This window comes from Rhodopirellula sp. J20-39 (genome assembly GCF_057365095.1).
The window spans coordinates 17462-39616 of the sequence record NZ_CP195123.1 but is presented as its reverse complement, the minus strand read 5'-3'; the positions used below and the strand labels follow the sequence as shown (position 1 = coordinate 39616).

General features: G+C 55.4%; 8 protein-coding genes and 2 tRNA genes. 9 read left to right on the top strand and 1 reads right to left on the bottom strand.

Annotation, left to right across the window (positions count from 1 at the left end; all coding sequences use genetic code 11):
• Window positions 1–182: 182 nt before the first annotated feature.
• The 5 genes from ACR3ZL_RS00110 (at window position 183) to ACR3ZL_RS00090 (ending at window position 7978) form a co-directional block, all read left to right on the top strand.
• Window positions 183–2336, top strand: coding sequence for a hypothetical protein (locus tag ACR3ZL_RS00110; protein ID WP_473649908.1), 2154 nt, complete (start codon window positions 183–185; stop codon window positions 2334–2336).
• Between the two features lie 225 nt (window positions 2337–2561).
• Window positions 2562–3233 (top strand): glycine zipper domain-containing protein, encoded by a 672-nt coding sequence (locus ACR3ZL_RS00105; RefSeq protein WP_473649909.1) that lies wholly within the window; start codon window positions 2562–2564, stop codon window positions 3231–3233.
• 232 nt (window positions 3234–3465) lie between these two features.
• The gene (locus ACR3ZL_RS00100; RefSeq protein WP_473649910.1) at window positions 3466–5589 is read left to right on the top strand and encodes a mu-protocadherin; all 2124 of its coding nucleotides are present in this window, start codon (window positions 3466–3468) and stop codon (window positions 5587–5589) included.
• Window positions 5590–5986: 397 nt separating this feature from the next.
• Window positions 5987–7270: a diaminopimelate decarboxylase gene (locus ACR3ZL_RS00095; protein ID WP_473649911.1), complete on the top strand. Its 1284-nt coding sequence runs from the start codon at window positions 5987–5989 to the stop codon at window positions 7268–7270.
• Between the two features lie 342 nt (window positions 7271–7612).
• Window positions 7613–7978, top strand: coding sequence for a 2Fe-2S iron-sulfur cluster-binding protein (locus ACR3ZL_RS00090; RefSeq protein ID WP_473649912.1), 366 nt, complete (start codon window positions 7613–7615; stop codon window positions 7976–7978).
• Between the two features lie 526 nt (window positions 7979–8504).
• Here the strand turns inward: ACR3ZL_RS00090 and ACR3ZL_RS00085 are convergent.
• Window positions 8505–10460: a redoxin family protein gene (locus ACR3ZL_RS00085; RefSeq protein WP_473649913.1), complete on the bottom strand. Its 1956-nt coding sequence runs from the start codon at window positions 10458–10460 to the stop codon at window positions 8505–8507.
• Between the two features lie 385 nt (window positions 10461–10845).
• Here ACR3ZL_RS00085 and ACR3ZL_RS00080 point away from each other — a divergent pair.
• From ACR3ZL_RS00080 to ACR3ZL_RS00065, 4 genes are all read left to right on the top strand, one after another.
• Window positions 10846–10919: transfer RNA gene (locus ACR3ZL_RS00080), tRNA-Ile, on the top strand.
• A gap of 84 nt (window positions 10920–11003) precedes the next feature.
• Window positions 11004–11076 (top strand) — tRNA-Ala (locus ACR3ZL_RS00075).
• Between the two features lie 393 nt (window positions 11077–11469).
• A complete protein-coding gene (locus tag ACR3ZL_RS00070; RefSeq protein ID WP_486173127.1) occupies window positions 11470–20847 on the top strand; it encodes a thioester reductase domain-containing protein in 9378 nt (3125 codons plus the stop codon).
• Complete coding sequence (locus tag ACR3ZL_RS00065) at window positions 20847–22139, top strand: glycosyltransferase family 2 protein (protein WP_486173126.1); 1293 nt, start codon at window positions 20847–20849, stop codon at window positions 22137–22139. Before ACR3ZL_RS00070 ends, ACR3ZL_RS00065 begins: the two co-directional genes overlap by 1 nt.
• Window positions 22140–22155: the final 16 nt, after the last annotated feature.

Sequence of the window (22155 nt, the reverse complement as noted above, 5' to 3'; positions counted from 1 at the left end):
CTGGAAACCCTGTCTCTACCTGGAAACTCATTGGTGGCCAGGAAATTCAGGCCTTGTCAGAAAACGGCGGTGCCGAACGCGGCGATTCTCGATGGTCGCGACATGGCATCGGTGCAGCCGAGTAAAATGTGGAATCTTGTGTTGCCGTGATCTATCCCTGAGTGCTTTCTAGTTGCCTGCTTATGCGACCTCTCATTGCTCGCTTTTCTAAGTTGCCGGCTCATCGCCGGAGTCTGGCTTCGATTTGGAGCCTGGTTTCGACTTGGAGCTTGGCGTGTTGCCTCGTTTTATGTTTTGGGATATCCGAGCGGGCTCAAGCGGGGCTGAGTGCAGAGAACGTGATTGTGGTGGTCAACGGTCATTCGGCGGACTCGCTGACCTTGGCAAATCACTATGTCGAGCTGCGTGGTATCCCTGAAAATCATGTGGTGATTTTGGACGATGTTCCATCGGGATTGACCGTTTCGCTCGATGACTTTCGCGAACGCATCTTGCGTCCGTTGTTGGAAGAAATTGATCGTCGTGGACTAAGTCGGCAAACCCGAGTGGTCGCGTACTCAGCCAGTTTTCCAACCAGTGTCGACATCAAGGCTCACACCAGTCGGTTGACCGATGCGATGCAGAAGCAGTATCAGAAACCGACGGCTTCGTTGAACTCGATGACCTTCTTTTTTCGTTGGGTCTTGGCTGATTCGCCAAACTACTTGGGGTGGGGATCGAACTTCTATTGCCGAGGTCCGTTTAAGCGAAACTTTGCCAATCCGTTTAGTGGTAAACCGGCGGAGGCCTTCGATGCAGCGACCCAGTTTGTGGCAGATGAAGACTTCGCCGAAGCCGCGCAGGCTTGGTGTGACTTGGCTCAACAGTATCCGGACATCGCGTCTCTTCGGATTCGTGCTGCCGAAGCCTATGCCAACGAAGGGAAGTCCAATGAAGCAACTGAACAGATTCGTTTAGCGATTCAAAGTGGATGGACCGATCGGCGGTACGTTGTCGAGACTGCGCCGCTAAGCAAGCTGTTCGCTGCACCGGAAGGCGAAGCGAAGCCGTTACCTCGATCTCGGGAGCGGTTGCTGGAATTGTTGTCCGACCGTCCCAATACGATGCAGAGTCCGGTTGGTTTCGTTTCGCATCTCGGCTGGACGATCAGTGGTGATCGGCAGCCTGCTGCTCAAGGGGCGATGACCTATTTGTTGTCATGCATGTTGGGCGTCGTTCATCGACGTGGCAGTACGTTGGACCAAGCCGTGGCCGTTTTAGAGCGTGCTAAGGACGCCGACGCAACGTATCCGGATGCTACCTTCGGATTCTCCAAAACGAGCGACGTGCGAAGTACCACCCGGCAAACCGGAATGGTTGACTCACTGGCATGGTTGTTGTCCCAAGATCGGAAGGTCGACATCTTTCCTTCGCGACTTCCTCAAGAAAAAGATCAGTATGTGGGAATGATGTTGGGTGCTGCTTCACTTGCACTGGATGACCCAGCTTGGTCGTTTGCACCTGGCGCGATCGCTGACAACCTGACTAGCTTGGGCGGTGCGTTTGGTACCAGTTCGCAAACCAAATTGACCGCGTTGTTGCACGCCGGTGCCGCAATGAGCAGCGGCGCGGTCGCGGAACCCTATTCGCTGCAGCCTAAGTTCCCGCATCCGATCATGTATGCCTATTACCAAGAGGGCGTGACGGCGATTGAAGCGTTCTATCTGGCGGTGGCATCGCCGTATCAGCTTTTGATTGTGGGCGATCCGCTGTGCCAACCATACGCGAAACCGCTAACGGATTTTGTGCGGATCGAAAGCTCGGCGAATAACGCGACGGGAACTGCAACCGGGAGTGATGGGTCGGGTGGGCACAAGTTGCGGTTCCTTTGGCAGGTCATGCCGCGCAGCCCGACGAGCACCTCGACCGAATCAATCGAGTTGTTTTTGCAGGGGAAGTTGATGGGGGCGGTGCGACCGGTCGAAAAGGTGGAAATCAATTTGCCGGCCAAGCTGCGAGGCGTGATTTCATGCCGAGCGACTTTAGTGGGTAAGCACGCGACTGAACCGAGAGTCGTGTTTACCGATACACTCACACTGGGGGATGAGGCCGAATTGCCGAAGTTGGAGCGAACGAATCATTCCGATTCAGAACGTTTCCATGTTTCGGTGGCATGTCCTGGAGCCGAACGGATCGAGGTTCGTCACATGGGGCGTGTTGTGGGAACGGTCAACGGCAATTCAGGCGAGATCGAGCTGACCGAAGAGGCGATTGGACGCGGTCCCGTGATTCTTTCCAGCATCGCCTGGTTTGGAAAAGAGGCCGTTAACGGGCACGTTTTGAAGTTGAATTGGTAGTAACAAGCGATTGGATTCGTTTTCGGCAGGCGGTGATTTTTAGAATTCCCAAACAATTGCAATTGATTCAACGCTCGCAACCGATCTACAAGCAATATTGAGTTGTCGGGCAAACCGTCGATGACAAGTGCTGCGCTGTTTTCTTTACAAAACACATTGTGCTTGATTCGATTTCGCCTCGATTCTTTTGAATCTCTCACTGCTTGGTCGAAAACAGGAAGACTGATGTTTACCGTTTCTCCTATTAATTGCTTGGTGCGAAATCGTGTCGCGATTGCAACCGTCTTGCTCGTCGGTTTGTCACACACCGCTCAAGCTCAAAATAACACCCAGCGGGGGGCCACTTTCGGAGGGATCACCGGAGCGATCGCCGGAGCATTGATTGGCGACAACAATGGCGAAGCCGGCGCGGGTGCCGCGATTGGTGGAGCGATCGGAGCCGTCGCGGGTGGTGTGTTAGGCAACGCCAAAGACAAAGACATCGCGTATTACCAATCTCGCCAACAATATGGCAGCCCCGTTCAGGCCGCACCGGTCTATTCGGTACCGCAGCCAACTGGTGCAGTTTCCTATGCCGACGTGATCGCAATGAGCCGCAGCGGAGTGGGAGATGGGGTTATTTTGAACCAAATTCACACTCGTGGTGTTCAGCGACAACCTGTCGTATCGGACATCATCACTCTTCACCAACAAGGTGTCAGCGAAGTGGTGATTTCGGCGATGCAGCAGGCCCGCACAGGAAGCCAGATTGTGGCAACACCGCCGACAACGATCGTGGAAACGACGCCAGTCTACGTTCAGCCACGAATTCACACATACAGCGTGCCCAGCTACCGTCCTCCATACCGACATGGTCATCGCGGTCGTCCAAGCTACGGCATTCACATCGGCCACTGATAAAAAGCTTTGGTTTTCCGGCCCGATCAGTCTTTACCTGATCGGTGGTCGGGCGATAACCTGTGGCGTGAAACCCGATTCGATCGCCTAACCTGAACCGAATTTCAGTGTTGAGTGTCGCAAGGGTGGTCGCTGCGGCGTTGCATCATGAGGCATGCTGCCCTCGGCGATCGGTATTGCAAGGATTGTCTTTGCGGTCCCAATCAAACCAAACGCAGCAAAGGATTGTGCCATGGGTGGCGCTGTGATGCTTTTGATCGCCGCCAGTGCTGGAATTACCAGCATGGGGATCTATACCGTAGGAATCACCTATGGGTGGACGCCGGATGGTGCAAATGGTGTGAAATACATCATTCAGATCCCACCGGAAAAGGTCGATCAAGTCGCTCGAAGCGGCGAAATCTCCAGCCAAATACCGGCTGAAATTCGCGGCCACGTTAGCGAGGTCGAGATTCGCATCGGTCAGGGAACGCTGCCCCGTGTCACACCGAATCATCTGACTCAAGCTGGCTATCAAACGCCTAGCGAGTCCGCTCGTGGGAACGCCTCTACCCGGCTTGCCGCGGAAGATCGCTTCCCGATGCCGATTCCCTCGATGGGCGATTCGGGTCGGTTAACACCAATCCAAGCGAATTCCGACACTGCCACCGCGATGATGAAGCCTGCGCCGCAAGGTGGCGGTATGAATTTGCCTGGAAGCTTGGGGCCGCCGTCCTTAGGCACCGGAGCCAATACCAATGCTAGCAATCAACTACGCAGTGCCGCCGACAGTGCCTATCAGAAAGCTCAACAGAGTTTGGGGCAAACTGCGGAACGCATGGGGCAAACCGCTGGGTCGCAAATGCAGTCGATTGCCGATCAAGCACGCGAGGCGATGACGAATCGTTTCAATACAGATCCAGACGATCCGCGAACCCGTCTGTTGCAAAACGACTCCACCGCCACCCGCAACCAAACCACGGCTGCCAATCCAGGTGCGGCGACGAATCCTTACGCCCGCTCCAGTGCGACACGCCCATCGACGACGCCTGCCGCTGCGGGGGCGTCCAACCCAAATACCAGCGGACTTTTCGGTTCTCAGACTGCTGCCGACAAGGATCAAAGCGAACAAGATTGGTATGACCTGCGGAACGGTTCCCGGCGTCGACCATCGACTGACCCTGTTGATCCGCCGTCAAGTTTGGCGAGTCGATCGTCCAGCACCACCGCTAGCCGAGACGCTGGTTCTAACACGTTTGACAATTCAAACTTTGGACGTTTGCCAAGCGGCTTGGATACCAACCGCAATCAGGATTCCGCCCGGGGTCAAGATTCCAACAGCGGACTTGCCTCAAGCGATGATCGCTTTGGCAATCCACGTTCCAGCAACGCTAACCTCGACTACGATCCAAGGCTCACCGCTGTCCAGGCCCAACAATTGCCGCCTGGTGGATACAGCTTTGATGGAGATGGTTATCCGATTGACCGTCAAGGTTATCGGCTGAACCGCTACGGCGACCGAATCGATAGCTCCTCTAACGGGACGACCGGAAGCCAGATGGCTGGAAACCAGTCGTCAAATTTAGGAAATCGTGACAGCCGTGGCCTTTCGGGCGACCAACGTGACACGTCAAATCGAAGCCCTTACGGCGACAATCGCAATTCAAACCAGTACGCATCCAATCCGTACTCCAACGATCCTCGCTTAAGTCAAAGCAACACGAACGATCGGAATCAAAACGCACCGAACTACGGCAATTCCAACTCGTACGCAAACAACAACGGTTACCCCCAAACCAACGGCGGCAATCAGTCGAACGGTTATCCTCAGCCTGGGCAGGGGAATCCGCCAAACCAAGGACAGCCGAACACCAACATGGCCGGATACCCGTACGGCAACAACACACAGCTTGTCCAGCCGCCAATGGCTCCTTCGAACGGTAACTACGCACAAACAACACCTTATCCGGGTATGCCGGCGAACAACCCGTACGCTGGCCCATCGCAAATGGGATTGGGCGTCGGAGTGGGAGCTTATCCACAATTGACCGATCCGCGACTTGCGTCATTGACCGGTCAAACTCCCAACAGTTCTGCTCAAACCGGTGCCTCTGGCTCCGACACAACGCGAGGTGATTCAACTCGTCGAAGTGGTGATGAGACTTTGATCTCGGACCGACTGGACCGTTCGAGAGACCTCGCGACCAATCCTGATCAAGTCGCGGCACAGCCCATCTTCAATGGCATGTTGTTGTTGTCGATTGTGACCAACCTGTATCTGTTCTTTTGGTTGAACAACATGCGATTGCGTTTCCGTGACACCGTCGCCGCCAAACGAGCCGCAAATAACAACGGTCCCCTGGTCGCCAGCACCTAGAATTCTGGCCAGGAATGTTTTCTTGGCCGAACGCTCGACGTCTGCAAACCAATGCCGATCTGGAATCGAGGCTGAGGCTTCGAGCGGTTCCCCAACCGGAGGGTAGGCTGGTTTTCTTCCTTTTCGCGTTCATCCCACTTCTAGATCGGGGTGGTCAATCCAGCGGGGCAAAAACTTGAGCTCGGACCAGAGTCTTCGTGCGGGCTAAGGCCGTGGATTGGCATAAATAGCGGCCCGCCTACATTAGCGGGGTTGGATCCCATGATGTAGGAGTTTGATGGGGCTGGAAAGTTGTGTTGGTTTTCCAAACTTGCCAAGCCGACTATCCTCTTAGTGACACCATTTGTCGTCACCGCGAAGTCGGTTTTTCAGTCCTGGACCTTCAAAAGCCCATCACATGCCCGCTAAGACTCTGCCCTTCGATCGCGACTTGATCGAACGCATCGCTGCCGAATATCCCACTCCGTTCGTGATGTACCACGAAGAAGGAATCCGCAAACGGGCTCGCGACCTGAATCAGGCTTTCGCTTGGAACGAGGGCTTCCAGCAATATTTCGCCGTTAAAGCGACCCCGAACCCCCATATCTTGGCAATGCTTGCCGAAGAGGGCAACGGAGCGGATTGCAGCAGCGTGGCGGAATTGATCACGTGCAAGCGACTGGGTATCACCGGCCAAGACGTGATGTTCACGTCCAATAACACGACGCTGGAAGAGTTCAAGGTCGCCAACGACTTGGGCGCGATCATCAACCTCGACACACCGCACCACATCGACCAACTCCAGCAGCTTGATCGGTTGCCCGAGATGGTCTCGTTTCGTTTCAATCCGGGACCGGAACGCCAGGGTAACGTGATCATTGGCGATCCCAAGGAAGCCAAGTTCGGTTGCACTCGCGAGCAAATCTTTGAGGGATACAAGCAATGTGCCAAACTCGGAATCGAGCGTTTCGGACTGCACGCGATGGTCGTCTCAAACGAACTGAACATTGACGCGTTATTGCAAACCGCAGAAATGCTGTTCGAACTGGCCGTGCAAATTCGTCAGGAAACCGGCGTCACGGTTGAGTGCATCAACTTGGGCGGCGGCATCGGTGTTGCTTACCGGCCCGAAGAAGACGAAGTGGATCTGGATGCGTTTGGTGCCGGAGTGAAGTCGCTTTACGAAAGCATTTTGGTTGCTGCCGATTTCCCGGCCGTACGCATGATGATGGAAAACGGTCGTTCGATGACCGGGCCGTATGGCTACCTGATCTCGAAGGTCATCAACCAAAAAGGCTCTTACAAAAACTACGTCGGCGTCGATGCCTGCATGAGCAATTTGATGCGTCCAGGCATGTACGGTGCCTACCACCACATTAGCGTGCTAGACAAGCAAGATCAGCCCGAAGATCAGGTTGTCGATGTTGTTGGTTCGTTATGTGAAAACAACGACAAGTTCGCGATCGATCGTCCGATGCCGAAGATTGAGGTCGGCGATTTCGTGGTGATTCATGACGCCGGGGCTCACGGGCATTCGATGGGCTTCCAGTACAACGGTCGTTTGCGATCGGCTGAAATCATCTTCACCGACGCCGGCGAATTCCGCCAGATTCGTCGTGCCGAGACGTTCGACGATTACTTTTCGACCGTGGATTTTGACGCCGTCAAGATTGACCGCAAAGAATCAGCCGCCAGCGTCTAAGGTCGACTCCTGCACATTTTCGATGGGAGAGTCGCTTGCGATTCGCAGAGTAGAGCAGCAGAGTAGAACAATTGTCTCAATTGTTCGGCAGCCTGAATTGTTCGAGACCCTGAGTCAGCTATGTTGGCCAAACAATTGAGGACAATTGTTCTACACTGGTCGACTCCATCGCCTGAAAATGGCGACAGTCGAACTCGGGCATTTCTAGAACACAGATCGGCTGTTTCAAACAAATGCCGGAGGTGCACCGCAAAGCCTCCTGCATCTGGCCTATATGAGACATCGAAATGCTCTAAGCATCAAACTTTCAAACTTCATCCTTCACTTTCTTAGCTTCAAACTATGCCCAAACTAACGGTAGAAAACGTTGGAACCTTCGACGTTCCCGCAGGTAAACGTCTCGTCAAAGCCCTCACCGAAGAGGCAGGCACGGATCAGCTTCACGCTTGTGGCGGTGCTTCGAGATGCACGACTTGTCGAGTCGAGTTCATCGACGGCGAGCCAGAGAAAATGACTGCGGCGGAAAAGGAAACGCTGAGGGTCCGTGAGGTCACCGGCGAAGGTGTGCGATTGAGCTGCCAAATCGAATGCGATCACGACATGTCAGTGCGTGTCATCAGCCGCCTCGAAGGCAGTGGCCGCAAAGACCAAGGCGGCCCTGTCGCCGACGAAATGCAACCTGAACCGGAATGGACAACTAAGGACTGACACCTGACTCGTGTTGCCTTGTGTCTCGTTACCAGGCTCCGGCTTGGTAACGCACTGCTTCAGAGACTCCCGCCTCGACCTTCGCACCAAAGTAGGCCGAATGAAGGAGGCTTTGCGACGCACATCCGGCAATGATTTGCTTGGCAAGATAATCTGATATGCCGGAGCGGCGCCGAAGCGGCTTGATCCGGCCTACTAGAAAAGAGAAGTTGAGCATTGGCTCGAACCACGAAAAAAGCCGAAGCATTAGGGACTTCCCAACACTTCAGCTTTCGTTGTTTCAGGCATCTTCCGATGCGATCGACTGATACCGAAAGTAGGCCGAATGAAGGAGGCTTTGAGACGCACATCCGGCAATGATTTGCATGGCAAGATAATCTCATCTGCCGGAGCGGTGCCGAAGCGGCTTGATCCGGCCTACTAGAACAGAGAAGTTGAGCATAGCCTCGAACCACGAAAAAAGCCGAAGCGTTAGGGACTTCCTAATACTTCGGCTTTCGTTGTTTCAGGCATCTTCCGATGCGATTTACTTACGTGACTTTGTCATGTCAGCAAGTTCGTCATCCAATTCGGCAACGCCAACGTTGTGACGCACGACGCGGCCTTTTTCGTCGATCAACATCATGGTTGGCAACGTTTGCACGCCGAATTGACGCGATAGTGGGCTGCCTTCCAATCCACCGTCTTCGTAAAGCTGAGTCCATGGCAGCGAATTCTCTTTCAAGGATTCCATGCCCTGTTGGCGGGTGTTGTCAATGTTGACACCGACCAACTGTAGGCCTGCACGTTGATAGCGGGCTTGCAAGCTGCGAAGACGCTTCATGTCTTGTTTGCAAGGTTCACACCAACTGGCCCAGTAGTGCAGTACGACGGGGCGACCACGTAGTTGTGAGAGTCGGAATGGTTTGCCATCGATCGTGCGGCCTTCCAAATCGACTTCTTTCCCGACCGATTCCAAGCGACGAACCGCTCCAGCGGCACGTTCGGCTGCATCGGTTCCACGGAAATCGCGGGCGACTTCTTTGTAGAACCCAAGGGCTTCACGCTCTTGGTCTTCGAATTCTTTGCTCAAGGCCAACTGAAGTTTCGCTTGTGCGGTTTCCGGTGCCCGTGGGTAGCGATCGGCAAAACCGTTCAGCTCACCGAGCCACCATTCTTGGATCTTGGCAAAGTCTGCGTCGGGGCTTTGGCGAGCAATGTACTCGGTACCGATCAATTGGTATTCGGTGTAGGCCTGTAGGGCCTCGCTTTGCGATCCCTTGGCTCGTGAAAGCGTTTTAGCCAAGGTTTGCAGACGTTTCAGGCCGCCAGGGTAGGCACCGCTTTGAACAGCAACGCTAACCGTATCGACCAGTTGGCGTGTCCAGGTGTCACGTTCTTCGGCGGTGGTCGAGGCACTGACCAGTCGTTCGACTACGTCGGCACGTTGCTCGTTCAAGATCGCGATGTCTTTCGCGGCGGTTGCTTGGGCCAGCTTTGCGTCGATCGATTCAAGTGCGCCGACCAATTCTTGTGTCTTCGAATCACCAGCACTGGATCCTGTGGGCGAGACCGCACTGGAGCCACCTGGGGTGAAGAAGTTGCCGCCCGATTGAGCAATCGGCTCGCCTGGCTCAGCGAGCACGGGCAGGTCGATCAGCTTCCAGCTGTCGTCGATACGCACGATCGTGCCGACCAACAATTGCCCGGAGCCGGCCTGGTCACCGTTGTCGAACATTGCGACCGCATTTTCATAGGCGATCACGTCTTTCTCAAAGCCCATCTCCCCAGCCGGAACGACTCCGGGAGCTGCCGAAGCGAACTGGATCCACTTCGCATCTCGAGCCACTGCCTTTTGGGTGCGAGCGTAGTCTTTGAATTTGGATGCTGCCCGAGTCGCCTTGCGAACCAAGCTATCCAGCAAGTCTTCGCCGATGCCAGCGTCCTTCATTTCCCGTGGGGTCGCCAACAGAATCGCGAAACGGTCCGCATCGGCGGAAGCCAATGCCGAGATCAATTCTTTGGTGGTTTCCTCGGCGGAGATCATTTTCCATTCATCGATCTGGCCGTCTTCGTTCTTGTCCAAGCCCCAGCGAGTACCACCGGTGGCCATCCAGCGGTACTGGTCCGCCTTGCCGTTGAAGTTGGCGTCGACATCGCGGTAAACCTCGATGCCGTACTGGAAGTAGCTCCACAGGTCGACTTTCTTGTCACCGTTGGTGTCCGCGAAACGGCGCAACAGCGATCCGTCAGCGGCCACGACTTCCCAGCCCGACCAATCTTTTCGTTCGATATCTCGTACCGTGCAGCGATCTGCTGCATCTCCGGTCACGACATCATATTCGACGTCACTTTGAACTGGCTTCAGTCCTAGAGCCGCTTTGGCCGACGGCGGTGCAGCGTGGGATGTAGCGAACGGCATTGCCATTAGCCCGGTGGCAACAAGTGCGGAGAGACGGCGCACCGACTGACGGGGCCCGCGGCGGGGAAACGCTTTACTCATGGTGAAGTTTCAAATCCTTCTGATGTGGCCAAAATTCGCGCTGGGGCGGTAGCGGTCGTTGGGCAGGGACGTAACGGTCGCACCGAACTTACCGCACTGGAAGCCAGCATTTTGCATAAACCGGAACGTTCAGGGGAATGTCGATTCAAGAGTTCCCCGTCAGGAACCCGAAAAAACTTGCTCGATCCGAAAAACTGAGTGCAAAACCAGTCAAAAGAGGCTTTGACATTCACAGAAAAGTGCCTAAACTCCTTCCCTTCCTGAGGCCAGTCTTCAGGAATTCGTTGTGGGTTTCGGCTCACCACGGAAATAAGGAATAGAAGGTCGGCCGCGTAAGAAGTGGTTGGCAAACTGTTAGCACCCCAAGGGTGTTGAATGGTGATTCGGGCGTGTAGCTCAGTTGGTTAGAGCGCGTCGCTGATAACGACGAGGTCCCAGATTCGAGTTCTGGCACGCCCATAATAAGTGGAAAAGGATCTCCGATCCTCAGCAACACAGGTCTTGCCTGTTAGCCTGCGGTTCGGTAACCTTTGACGCTTCCCAGGGGGTATAGCTCAGTTGGGAGAGCATCTGCTTTGCAAGCAGAGGGTCGTCGGTTCAAGTCCGTCTACCTCCATCAAAAGCCACCTGTCGATTCAATCGACAGGCGGCTTTTTTTATGCGCCGACGCAACATCAGCGGGCTGCTGGTTGGATAAATTCGACTCTGATCGACTTTATCATCGCGCTTTAGATACCGGAAATTGACCTGCTTAATGGATTCGTATCCGCTCCTTATTAGGTGTGCGGCTTCGCGGCATTGCTGAGTCATGCTGAATGCCTCCGACCCGCCTAACGTTGTGTGCGGGGATCGCATTAGGGCGTCTGTGTCTTGAGATAGCCGATGACGGCGACTATTGCCGGATCAGATCCTCGTTTTGCAGGCGCGTTCAGATTGACTCTGCTTTGTTATGATCGGGTTTGGATCTGATTTAAGCGACCAAGTACCACAACACAGGATGTATTCGTTCATGACTCAACAGGAGAGTCAGCCACCTCATGACTCGGTGGCGGTTGTCGGAATTGGGTGCCGGTTGCCCGGCGGGATCAATGAAGTCGACGCGTTGTGGGATCTGTTGATCTCGGGCGAAGATGCGCTGCAGGATGTGCCGGCAGATCGTTGGGATTTGGACCGGTACCATCATGCCGATGCGGCGGCGAAAGGGCGGGTACTGAGTCGTCGCGGTGGCTTTGTGTCGCAACTGAAAGAGTTTGATGCTGGCTTTTGGGGGATTTCGCCTCGTGAAGCGGCACGAATGGATCCTCAACAACGCTGGTTGCTGGAGACCGCTTGGGAGGCGATTGAGGATGCGGGAATCGCACCGAGTCGTTTACGTGGCGATGAGGTTGGGGTGTATATCGGTGCATCGAGCCACGACTATGGCACGTTGCAACTGGATGCCCCGGAGCAAATCGATGTTCACACGAACACCGGGGCAACGGGCAGTATTCTGTCCAATCGGATTTCCTACCTGTTGGATTTGCGTGGTCCTAGCCTGACCGTGGACACGGCTTGCTCGTCGGCACTGGTGGCGATCGCGATGGCGGTGGAGTCGATTCGGGCGGGTCGCTGTTCGGCAGCATTGGCCGGTGGCGTGAACGCATTGTTGCTACCCAATGCGAGTATCGGATTCAGCAAAGCGTCGATGCTTTCACCGACCGGTGCGTGTTTCGCGTTTGATGATCGCGGCGACGGGTACGTTCGCAGCGAAGGCGCGGGAGTGATGTTGCTGAAGCCTTTGGCGACGGCGATGCAAGACGGTGATCCGATCTATGCGGTGATTCGTGGATGTGGTGTCAATCAAGATGGTCACACATCATCCATGACGGTTCCCTCATCGGCTGGCCAAGCCAGTATGCTTCGCGAAGCGTATCGTGACGCGGGCGTGAACCCGGCGGATGTTTCGTACGTTGAGGCTCACGGCACGGGAACCCCCGTGGGTGATCCGATTGAGACCGCTGCACTGGGCGAGGTGTTCCGCGAGGGACGATCGGACGACCAGCCGCTGTTGATCGGCTCGATCAAAACGAATTTAGGACACCTCGAATCCGCGTCCGGAATCGCCGGGATGATCAAGGCGGCTCTAGTACTGCAGCGAGGCCAGATTCCGGCCAACGCCCACTTTGAATCGATCAACACGAACATCCCGTTAGCAGAACACCGACTTCAAATTGTTGACGAGAACTCGCCCGTTCGAGTGAACCGTGCACAGGCGACCGGGGACGCGCAGCCGATTGTGGGTGTCAATTCGTTTGGTTTTGGGGGCACCAATGCGCATGTTGTGTTGCAGGCAGCTCAAAGTCCATTTGGTAAGAACGAGGCTTCGCGATCGCACAATGGTAAGGAGCTCAGCGGCGAGGTTGTCTCGCCAAAGTCTCAGCGACCGCTGTTGTTGCCGCTGTCGGCGCGCGATGCGAACACGTTGAGGATGACTGCGAAGGCATACCGCCGCGTGCTTTCTGGCGTCGCAGGCGAATTGCCTGACTTTTGCACGTCGGCGGCCGAGCGAAGAGAGCAGCATTCCGAGCGAATGGTGGTCGTCGGTCAGGACGCGGCGCAGTTAAGGTCGCGGATCACCCAATGGCTGGCGGCCAGCGAAAGTGCGTCATCGCCAGCGGTGCCGCCGGAGCAGAGTGGAATTATCATTAGTCGGTCCGGTTCGGATCCTTCGGAGTTACCAAGTACCTCACGGGAGAACCAACTTGATGGGCCTGTGATGGTGTTCACTGGTCAAGGTTCCCAGTGGTTGGGGATGGGCCGAGACCTGATCGGCACGGAAACGATCGTTCGCGAAACGATGGAAGAGATTGATGCTGTGTTCCAACCGCTAAGCGGTTGGTCGTTGATCGAGGCTCTACACGACGACACCGATGGCCGGATCGATGAAACCAGCGTAGCGCAGCCGGCGATCTTTGCCATTCAGGTTGCCTTGGTTCGACTTTGGGAGTCATGGGGTGTGGTCCCTGCATGCGTAGTGGGGCACAGTGTGGGCGAAGTCGCGGCGGCATGGGCGGCGGGCGTTTATGACTTGGCATCTGCAGTGCGTCTAGTCTATCACCGCAGCCGCTTGCAAGCGACGACCGCGGGACGAGGCCGCATGGCGGCGGTGGGTGTTGGCTTGGAAGAAGCCCAGCGGCAAATCGCTGGTTATGAAGGCCAGGTCACCGTGACGGCCGTCAACAGTCCGTCTCTGGTCACGATTGGAGGCGACACGTCGGCGATGGAAGAGATTGTTGCGGAGCTAGAAGGCGACGATCTGTTTGTCCGCTCGTTGAAGTTGGACTACGCGTTTCACACGCATCAAATGGATGTGATCGAATCCGATTTGCGATTGGCGTTAGATGATTTAACGCCGGCGAAAAGCTCGATTCCCATAATCTCCAGCGTCACGGGAACGATCCAAGATACGACGGAAATGTCAGCGGAATATTGGTGGCAAAACGTCCGGAAACCGGTGCAGTTTGCGGCTGCCATCGAAACTGCAATTGAAATGGGCGGGCGAGCGTATTTGGAAGTGGGACCGCATCCGGCGATGCGTAGTTCCCTTGAGTCGATCCTGGATTCTTCCGAATTGATCGCGGCGGAATCCACCAGCGTGCTGCACTCGATTGCTCGCGACCAAGATGCTTCGATGTCGATGGCTGTGAATCTGGGCCGGATGCATGTTGATCGTGTGATCGAGAAGTCGGGCGGTGCGAATGCTGCGGCGTCTGACGCGGGGCCGATCAAGGTCCGTACTTGCAAACTGAATTGGCGTGCGATCAATCAATCCAATGGCCAGTTTGTGCGGCAACCGGCTTACGCTTGGAATCACAAACCACACTGGCTTGACTCCGCCAAGCGACTGACCAACCAAACACGGCCTGACCATCCGTTGCTCTGGACGCGAATGGCGACCGCCAAGCCGACTTGGCAAACCACGCTTGATCCCGCCACGCTGATCTACTTGAAGGATCACCAGGTTTGGGATGGGATTCTATTCCCGGCGTCCGGATACGCGGAAATCGGATTGGCGGTGGCGGCGACGCTTTATCCTGATCAACGTTTTCGGGTGGAAGACATCGAGTTATTGGCGGCGTTGTTTGTGCCTTCCGATTTGATCACGCAGTTACAAGTTGTGGTCGAAGAAGGGCAACGCCAAGTCGAGATTTACAGCTCGACCGACAGCATCAACTGGGAACTACACGGTCGATGTCGTTTGGTTCCTAACCCGGTCAACAGCGAACCGGTGATTCAGGATCTCGATGCGCTGAAACAACAGTGCGACGGTTCGGTCGACCACGAGTCACTGTATGGAATGTTGCGGGCGAAGGGGTACGGATTTGGCGAACATTTCTCGTTGATTCAAGAATTGTGGCATGCCTCGGAGTACTCGATCGCCGAGATTCAGGTGCCAGACTCTTTACGACAAAGTGCCGATGATTCGGATGGCACACAGTTTCACCCGGCGGTGTTGGACGCTTGCTTCCAAGCAGCGCTGCGGACGACTGGCGGTGGAGGTCAAGATGCTGAAGGCGGTGGCGGTACAGACGATGGGCAGTTTTACTTGCCAGAGTCGATTGGCCGAGTTCGTTTGTGGGGGAATGTCGACGTAGCGAGATTGATCGCGATCGCCAAAAACTGGACCATTGAAGATGATTTGATCCGTTGTGACATTGATGTCACCGATGAAGTCGGCCGTCTGCTGGCGGACATTCGAGGGTTTTGCGTCAAGGCAACGCGTAGTACAGAAGAGCGAAACGGCGCGGCAGGGACAGGACTTAGTAATTCGTCGCAAACCAGCGGAACCTCAGGCGGTATCAACGAAGAGTTGTTGTTAACCGTTGGATGGAAAGAACGCCGATTGCCGGGGACTCGCGTGGAAGGTTCTTGTGGCTTTCCGAGTTCCCAACGTTGGCTTGAATCACTTGCGCCGAATCGGTCCGACGCAAGGGAGGCTCGTCGCTTGGATGAGTATCTTGGTAACACTATTCCAGCGATGCGTTTGTTGATCGTGGATTCGATTCAAACCGCCTGGATTCAGTTAGGCTGGGGTAGTCGGTTTGGTTGGGGAGTGGGCGAACAGTTCACGACATCCGATTTACTGTCGACGAATGTTTTTGTCGACGAGTACCACGAGTTGGTGGCTTCGCAGTTGCACGATCTTGCGGATGCGGGGTGTTTGCAGCGGTCTGAAGAACTCGATGCTGCGGATGTGAATCCAACTTGGACGGTGGTCCGCGAACTGCAATCCATCAATGTGCTAGAGCGACTGGCGGAATTGGCCGACGCGTTTCCAGACGCTTCACCGGACATCCAATTGTTGCATGCGACCATGCCCGCCATGGCTGACATTTTGTCTGGCCGGGTCAGTGCGATCGAACGCATGTTCCCTGGTGGATCCAATGCGATACTAACGCGGTTCTATACCGACAGCCCCGATTTGGCAGCCTATCGTGACTTGGTGGCTGCAACGGTTGATCAGTTGATTGATGGATTGCCGGAGCGGCGTGTACTTCGCATTCTTGAGGTGGGAGGCGGCACCGGTGCGATGACCGACGCGGTTTTGGAATCGATTCAACAGGCATCGGAACAGGCGGGCAGGGCAGTCCCGGTGGAATACTTGTTCACGGACGTTAGCCCTGCGTTTGTGTCGGCGGCCCGGACTCGAATTCGATCGGGTGTTGATGTTCGTTTTGCGGTTTTCGATATTGAAAAAGAACCTGCAAGCCAATCGATCCAGGCGTCCGGTTTCGACTTGGTGATCGCGGCGAACGTCTTGCACGCAACGCGAGATCTGAGGCAAACGATCGGGAATTTGCGCCGATGTTTGGTTGATGATGGAGCGTTGTTAGTACACGAGATCACTGAAAACGACGCCGCCAATGACAATGTGTTCGGCTTGTTGTCTGGATGGTGGCGATTCGATGATTATGACCTGCGGTCTCGGTCACCTATTTTAGGTCAAGGCGCGTGGAAGCAATTGTTAGAAGCGAACGGCTTCGGCGATGTGGGGGTTCTGTCTAATTCAAATGAAGCCGGGCGCTCGGACTTGTCTGTCTTGTTGGCTCACCGAACACCGGATTTGGACGCCGAGCAATCTGCCGAGCCAGATCGAGAAGTGGTCGGTGAAGTCGCCAACGACAATGCCATGATCAACGTGCTATTGGCGGATCAGGGCGGGATGCTTGAACAACTGGCCGATCGAATTCGCGACGAGGGGCGGACCGCGATTGTCTTGAAGCGGGGGAGTGAGTTTGCTCGAGTAGACGAGTTTACGTTCACGGTCGCTGAAGGAAGCCGCGAAGAGTTTCAAAACGTGTTGACGAGTCTGGCGATCGAACCGGCTTGTGAATGCGTGTTCGTGCACGGTTGGAGTCTGGACAGTGTGGCGAGCAGCGACGACAGTTCAGCAGCGTCCGGCGATCAATTTTGCTCCGTTAGGGATCTGTTGGAAATACAGCGTTGGGGCGTCGCGACTGGACGCACGATGATTCAAGCGATCGACGATTTGGACTTAACGTCTCGGTCGAGTGTTTACTTCGTGACGCGTGATGGACGGTCGGTAACACCATCGGATCGAGTGAGCGGATTGGCCGCGTCTTCGATCACGGGATTCAGTGGTGTAATTAAGAACGAGATGCCGCTTCGCGGTTTGACCACGATCGACTTGCCCGCGACAACCAATGCTGAGTCAGACCAGCAATTGCGTGAGTTAGTTGATGACTTGGTTTGCGAAATCAAACAGTCTCAAAACGAACGCGATGTCGCTTTCCGTGATGGTCGCCGTTTTGTGTCGCGTTTGCAACGACTGCCCGTGAGTCAGTTGAAACCGCGAGTTCAGGAAGTCGTGGATTCTCAACCGGCGTATCGGTTGCAGACTCGACGGCCTGGCGTGCTGGAGAACTTGTCTTGGAACGAAACGCGTCGCGGCGAGCTCGGGCCTGGTGACGTGGAAGTTCGCGTGATGGCGGGTGGGATCAACTTCCGTGACGTGATGAAGGCATTGGCGATTTATCCTGGCAATCCGCCGGACCGGCTTTGGTTCGGTGACGACATCGCTGGAGTCATCGAGAGAGTCGGATCGGAGGTTACGGATCTTGCCGCCGGCGATCGCGTCGTTGGGATCGCTCCGTGGGCTTTCCGTTCGCATGTGATCACGGATCGTCGATTGGTGATGCGATGCCCCGTTGGAGTTTCGATGACCGAGGCGGCGACACTGCCGACGGTGTTCCTGACGGCTCAGTTTGCACTGGATCACCTGGCTCGGATGCGAGCGGGTGAAAGCGTGTTGATTCACGCGGCTGCCGGAGGCGTTGGCCAAGCCGCGATCCAGGTGGCGTCTCATTTGGGATTAAACGTCTTTGCAACTGCTGGATCGCCTGCGAAGCGAGACTTGTTGCGTGAACTGGGCGTGCAGCATGTGATGGATTCGCGGACGTACGAGTTTGCCGATGAGCTGATGGAATTGACCGACGGGCAAGGCGTCGACGCAGTGCTGAATTCGCTGGCTGGTGAATTCATTCCTAAAAGCCTTTCTGTGTTGGCTCCGTTTGGACGGTTCCTGGAAATCGGCAAGGCAGATATCTATGGAAACAGCCCGTTAGGGTTGGCGGCGCTTCGAAACAATGTTTCGTTCCACGTCATCGATTTGTCGCAGTGCATTGTCGATCGTCCGGATTCGGTTGCCGGATTGTTGACTGACTTGAACGCTCGGTTGGATGCCGGTCATTACCGGCCGCTCACTCACCAAGTGTTTCCCGCCGCGGAGGTCGTCGATGCGTTCCGCATGATGGCGAAAGGCGAACACATTGGAAAGAATGTGCTTGTCATTAATGATGAGTTCACCAAGGTATGCGCCGAAGGTGCGGGCGAAGGTTCTGGTGCCGGATCGACTGTTCCACTTCAGGTGGGGCGATGTACCGAAGACGGGCATCTGTTTGATGGCAACGGCACGTTCCTCGTTACCGGTGGAGCGGGTGGTTTCGGGTTCGAAACTGCGAAATGGTTGGCCCGCCAAGGCGTGCGTTCGTTGGTGCTGATGAGCCGCAGTGGGCCTGATGAAAGCACGACTGCGGAAATTGATCGATTGCGGAACGACGGCGTTAACGTGGTGGATGCACGTGGCGATGTGACGAACCGCCGGGATGTGGCGGCGGTGGTCGAATCGATTCAGGCTTCTTCGCGGCCACTGCGCGGCGTGGTGCATGCCGCGATGGTGATTGACGATGATTTTGTGACGGAGATGGATGCGGAGCGTTTTGATCGCGTTTTGCATCCTAAGTTGATTGGTGCTTGGAACTTGCATGAATTGACGCAAGGTATCCCGCTAGAACATTTCATGTTGTTCTCGTCGGTCTCTACCTTGATGGGGGCGGTTCGCCAGTCGCATTACAACGCTGGCAATGAGTTTCTGAACACGCTTGCTCAGCATCGTCGGGCCGCAGGACTACCGGCCTTGTCGGTCAACTGGAGTGCCATCGACGGGGCGGGGTTTGTTCACCGCAATCAGGCGACAGCGGAGTTCCTGAAGAACACCGGATTCCCCACGCTAAACCTGAACGATGCATTTAATGCGTTAGGTGAATTGGTACTGCACCAAACCGACGTGGTTGGGGTTGCTGGAATCGATTGGAGTCAGGTCGGACGGTCGGGGCAGATCAAAGTATCGGGGCCGTATTTTGAGGATGTCCGGCGAGGGGATCGTGATGCACGTGGTAGCGGGAACTTACAAAAGCGATTGCTGAAAGCATCGTCGGAACAACGACCGGAGATCATGCGGCAGTTCTTGCTGGAACAAGTTGCGGGTGTCTTTGGGATCGCATCGGGGGAAATCGACACGGACGTTTCGCTGATTCGATTAGGACTGGATTCCCTGATGGCGGTGGAGTTGGTCAATCGGATTGAATCGGAGTTTGCATCAAAGGTTCCGATGAGCCGTTTGTTGTCGGGGCCCAGTATCAATCAGTTGACGGAGTTGTTTTTGGCTTCGATGACCGGTGTTGATCCAGATGGAAGCGAGACATCGGCGGCTGATTCATCGAGCGAATCAACCTTATCGACGTCGGACTTCGTATCGGATGCTCAACTGGACGCGGACATCGAATTCGGAGTTCCATGGGACGAGGCCCGTCTGGAGTCGCTATTCCCATCGAACGCTTTTTTGACGGGGGCGACGGGATTCCTGGGGGCTCACTTGTTGAACGACTTGTTGCATCAGACGACGGGGCGAGTGACTTGTCTGGTCCGCGCAGATGATGTGGATTTGGCCCGGCAGCGAATTGTGTCGAACCTGGATCGTTACGGTCTTTCCGGTTCGTCAAATTTGGATCGGGTCGACATCGTGTTGGGGGACTTGGCGTCACCGTTGTTTGGGCTCTCGCGGGATCACTTTAATGAGTTAACCAGCCGCGTCGACGTCGTTTATCACAATGGCGCGGACGTGAACCTGTTGCAGCCTTATGAGGCATTGCGAGCGACCAATGTTGGGGGAACCCAAGAGGTGCTGCGATTGGCTTGCCAGGGTCACATCAAGCCGGTTCACTTCGTTTCCACTTACACCGTGCATGCCACGGCGGAACGTCGGGAACGAGTGATATCAGAATCCGAACCGCTGCCGGCGTGCGAGGACCTGTTCTATGGGTACTCGCAAACCAAGTGGGTTGGCGAGTCGTTAATGCTGGAAGCTCGCCGTCGCGGTGTTCCGGTGACGATCTATCGGCCTGGGCACATTACTGGCGATAGCCGGACGGGGATTGGCAATGAGGATGACTTGTTCCACGCTGCGATTTTGATGTGTGTTCAGTTGGGTGCGGCCCCAATGAACGATGTCGTGCTGGATGCGACGCCAGTTGATTTTGTCAGTCGAGCGATCGTGAGTTTGTCACAACGACGCGAGAGTTTGGGCGGCACGTATCACTTGACCAATCCGGTTCCGTTCCAAACGAGTGTTCTACGGGATTGGTTGTTGCAATCGGAACTGGCCGTCGAAATTGTGACTCCGGCAGATTGGCACGGCCGGTTGGTACAGTGGGGCGAATCGCTAGGTGCTGACGATACCGGTGCGGGTTTGATGGCAGAGATGCTGAAGTTTGGCAGCGAGCTGAGCGGACAATCGGAAGTCGCAGATTCAGATCGAGTGGCGAGCCCAGAGCAAGCCGGCGGTCTGGTGCAACGACTTGATTGCGTCCAGACGACGGCAGAACTTTCGTCGTTGGGAATCGTTTGCCCGCCGGCAGATCTCGATCTGTTGAAGCTCGGAGCTTCGCGGCTGCAGGGTCTGGGGCTGATTCAGCGAACCGACGGCGTTGCGAAGTCGGTGGGTAGGCCGAGCTTAAAACGATCGATGTCATCGTCGGAGAGCGTTTAGTGCTGCTATCGGGATGGGCGTGGTCGCTACTGGGTCTCTTGTTGGCCGTAGCGGTAATGCAGATCGTGATCGCACTGAACCAAGTTTGGGCGATCTTTCGTCGTTCGTCCGATGCGGATTGCAGCCAAGACCAATGCTCTAACGAAGCTGATTATGACGCGAACAACGCGCACGTCATGGTGGTGCTGTGTTTGCGAGGATCCGATCCCTTTTTGGCGGAGTGCCTCACGGCTTTGATGAATCTGGATTATCCGGATTACGAAATTCGAATCGTCGTTGACAGTGAAACGGATACGGCGTGGCAGGGAATTAGAGAATCCGGGATTGAGAACTTTGATGGTTGCAAAATTGAGGTCTTGGGTGCCACGCCTCGGCAGTGTGGGCTAAAGAATGCAGCCTTGTTGCAAGTCCTTGAGCGATTGGATGACCCGGTCGAGGCCATCGCGTTGATTGATGCTGACACGATTGCACATCCGGGTTGGTTGAAGGAATTGGTGGTTCCGTTGGGACGTGACGACGTTGAATTAACGACGGGGATTCGTTGGTATTTGCCTGCAAGACCTTCGTTGGGTTCGTGCTTGCGGTTGGTTTGGAATGCGGCTGCGACGGGGCAGATGGTTGCCGCGAATATCCCCTGGGGCGGTTCACTGGCGATGTCTCGACGGGCGGTCGATACGCTGGATTTAGAGACTCACTGGGGCGCGGGGTTGTCGGAGGACACGATGCTGACCCGGTTGCTGCGACAACAGGGAATGCGTCAACGGTTTGTGCCGTCGGTGATTATGGTCAATCGAGAGGACTGCTCGGTTAGCGAGCTGATGGGCTGGGTCAAACGTCAGCTTTTGGTTGCGAGGCTCTATCATCCGAGTTGGCGGTTCACGGTTGTTCATGGTTTCTTGTCCGCGTTGGTACCGCTGAGTTGTTTGATCGCTGCGGGGTGGTTTGCGGTGTCGGGACAGTGGTTCAGTGCCGCTTGTTTCGGGGGCGGCTGGCTAATTTATCAATTGACGATGTGGCTAATGGTTTGCATCGGGCTTGGGCTGGTGGACCACAAGTTGGCCACGATTCGAAACGAGCCCAAACGTGTTTCACGGCAACTGATTCTGGCGTTGGCTCCGGCGGTGGTGATCGTGCAGTTGCTGTATCCGTTCGCATTGGTCTCGGCGATGTTCGCCAAGCGAGTACGGTGGCGAGGCATGGTGTATCAGATCGAGAGTGATGGCTCGATCGTTCACCAAGGTTATCAACCCTACCAGTCACGCGAAGAGGCGAGTGGATTGGTTTCGCTTTAGACGCGTCGGGATTGCG

Coding starts and splice junctions, on each gene's coding strand:
- ACR3ZL_RS00110 (WP_473649908.1), top strand. CDS start 183: ATGCGACCTCTCATTGCTCGCTTTTCTAAGTTGCCGGCTCATCGCCGG.
- ACR3ZL_RS00105 (WP_473649909.1), top strand. CDS start 2,562: ATGTTTACCGTTTCTCCTATTAATTGCTTGGTGCGAAATCGTGTCGCG.
- ACR3ZL_RS00100 (WP_473649910.1), top strand. CDS start 3,466: ATGGGTGGCGCTGTGATGCTTTTGATCGCCGCCAGTGCTGGAATTACC.
- ACR3ZL_RS00095 (WP_473649911.1), top strand. CDS start 5,987: ATGCCCGCTAAGACTCTGCCCTTCGATCGCGACTTGATCGAACGCATC.
- ACR3ZL_RS00090 (WP_473649912.1), top strand. CDS start 7,613: ATGCCCAAACTAACGGTAGAAAACGTTGGAACCTTCGACGTTCCCGCA.
- ACR3ZL_RS00085 (WP_473649913.1), bottom strand. CDS start 10,460: ATGAGTAAAGCGTTTCCCCGCCGCGGGCCCCGTCAGTCGGTGCGCCGT.
- ACR3ZL_RS00070 (WP_486173127.1), top strand. CDS start 11,470: ATGACTCAACAGGAGAGTCAGCCACCTCATGACTCGGTGGCGGTTGTC.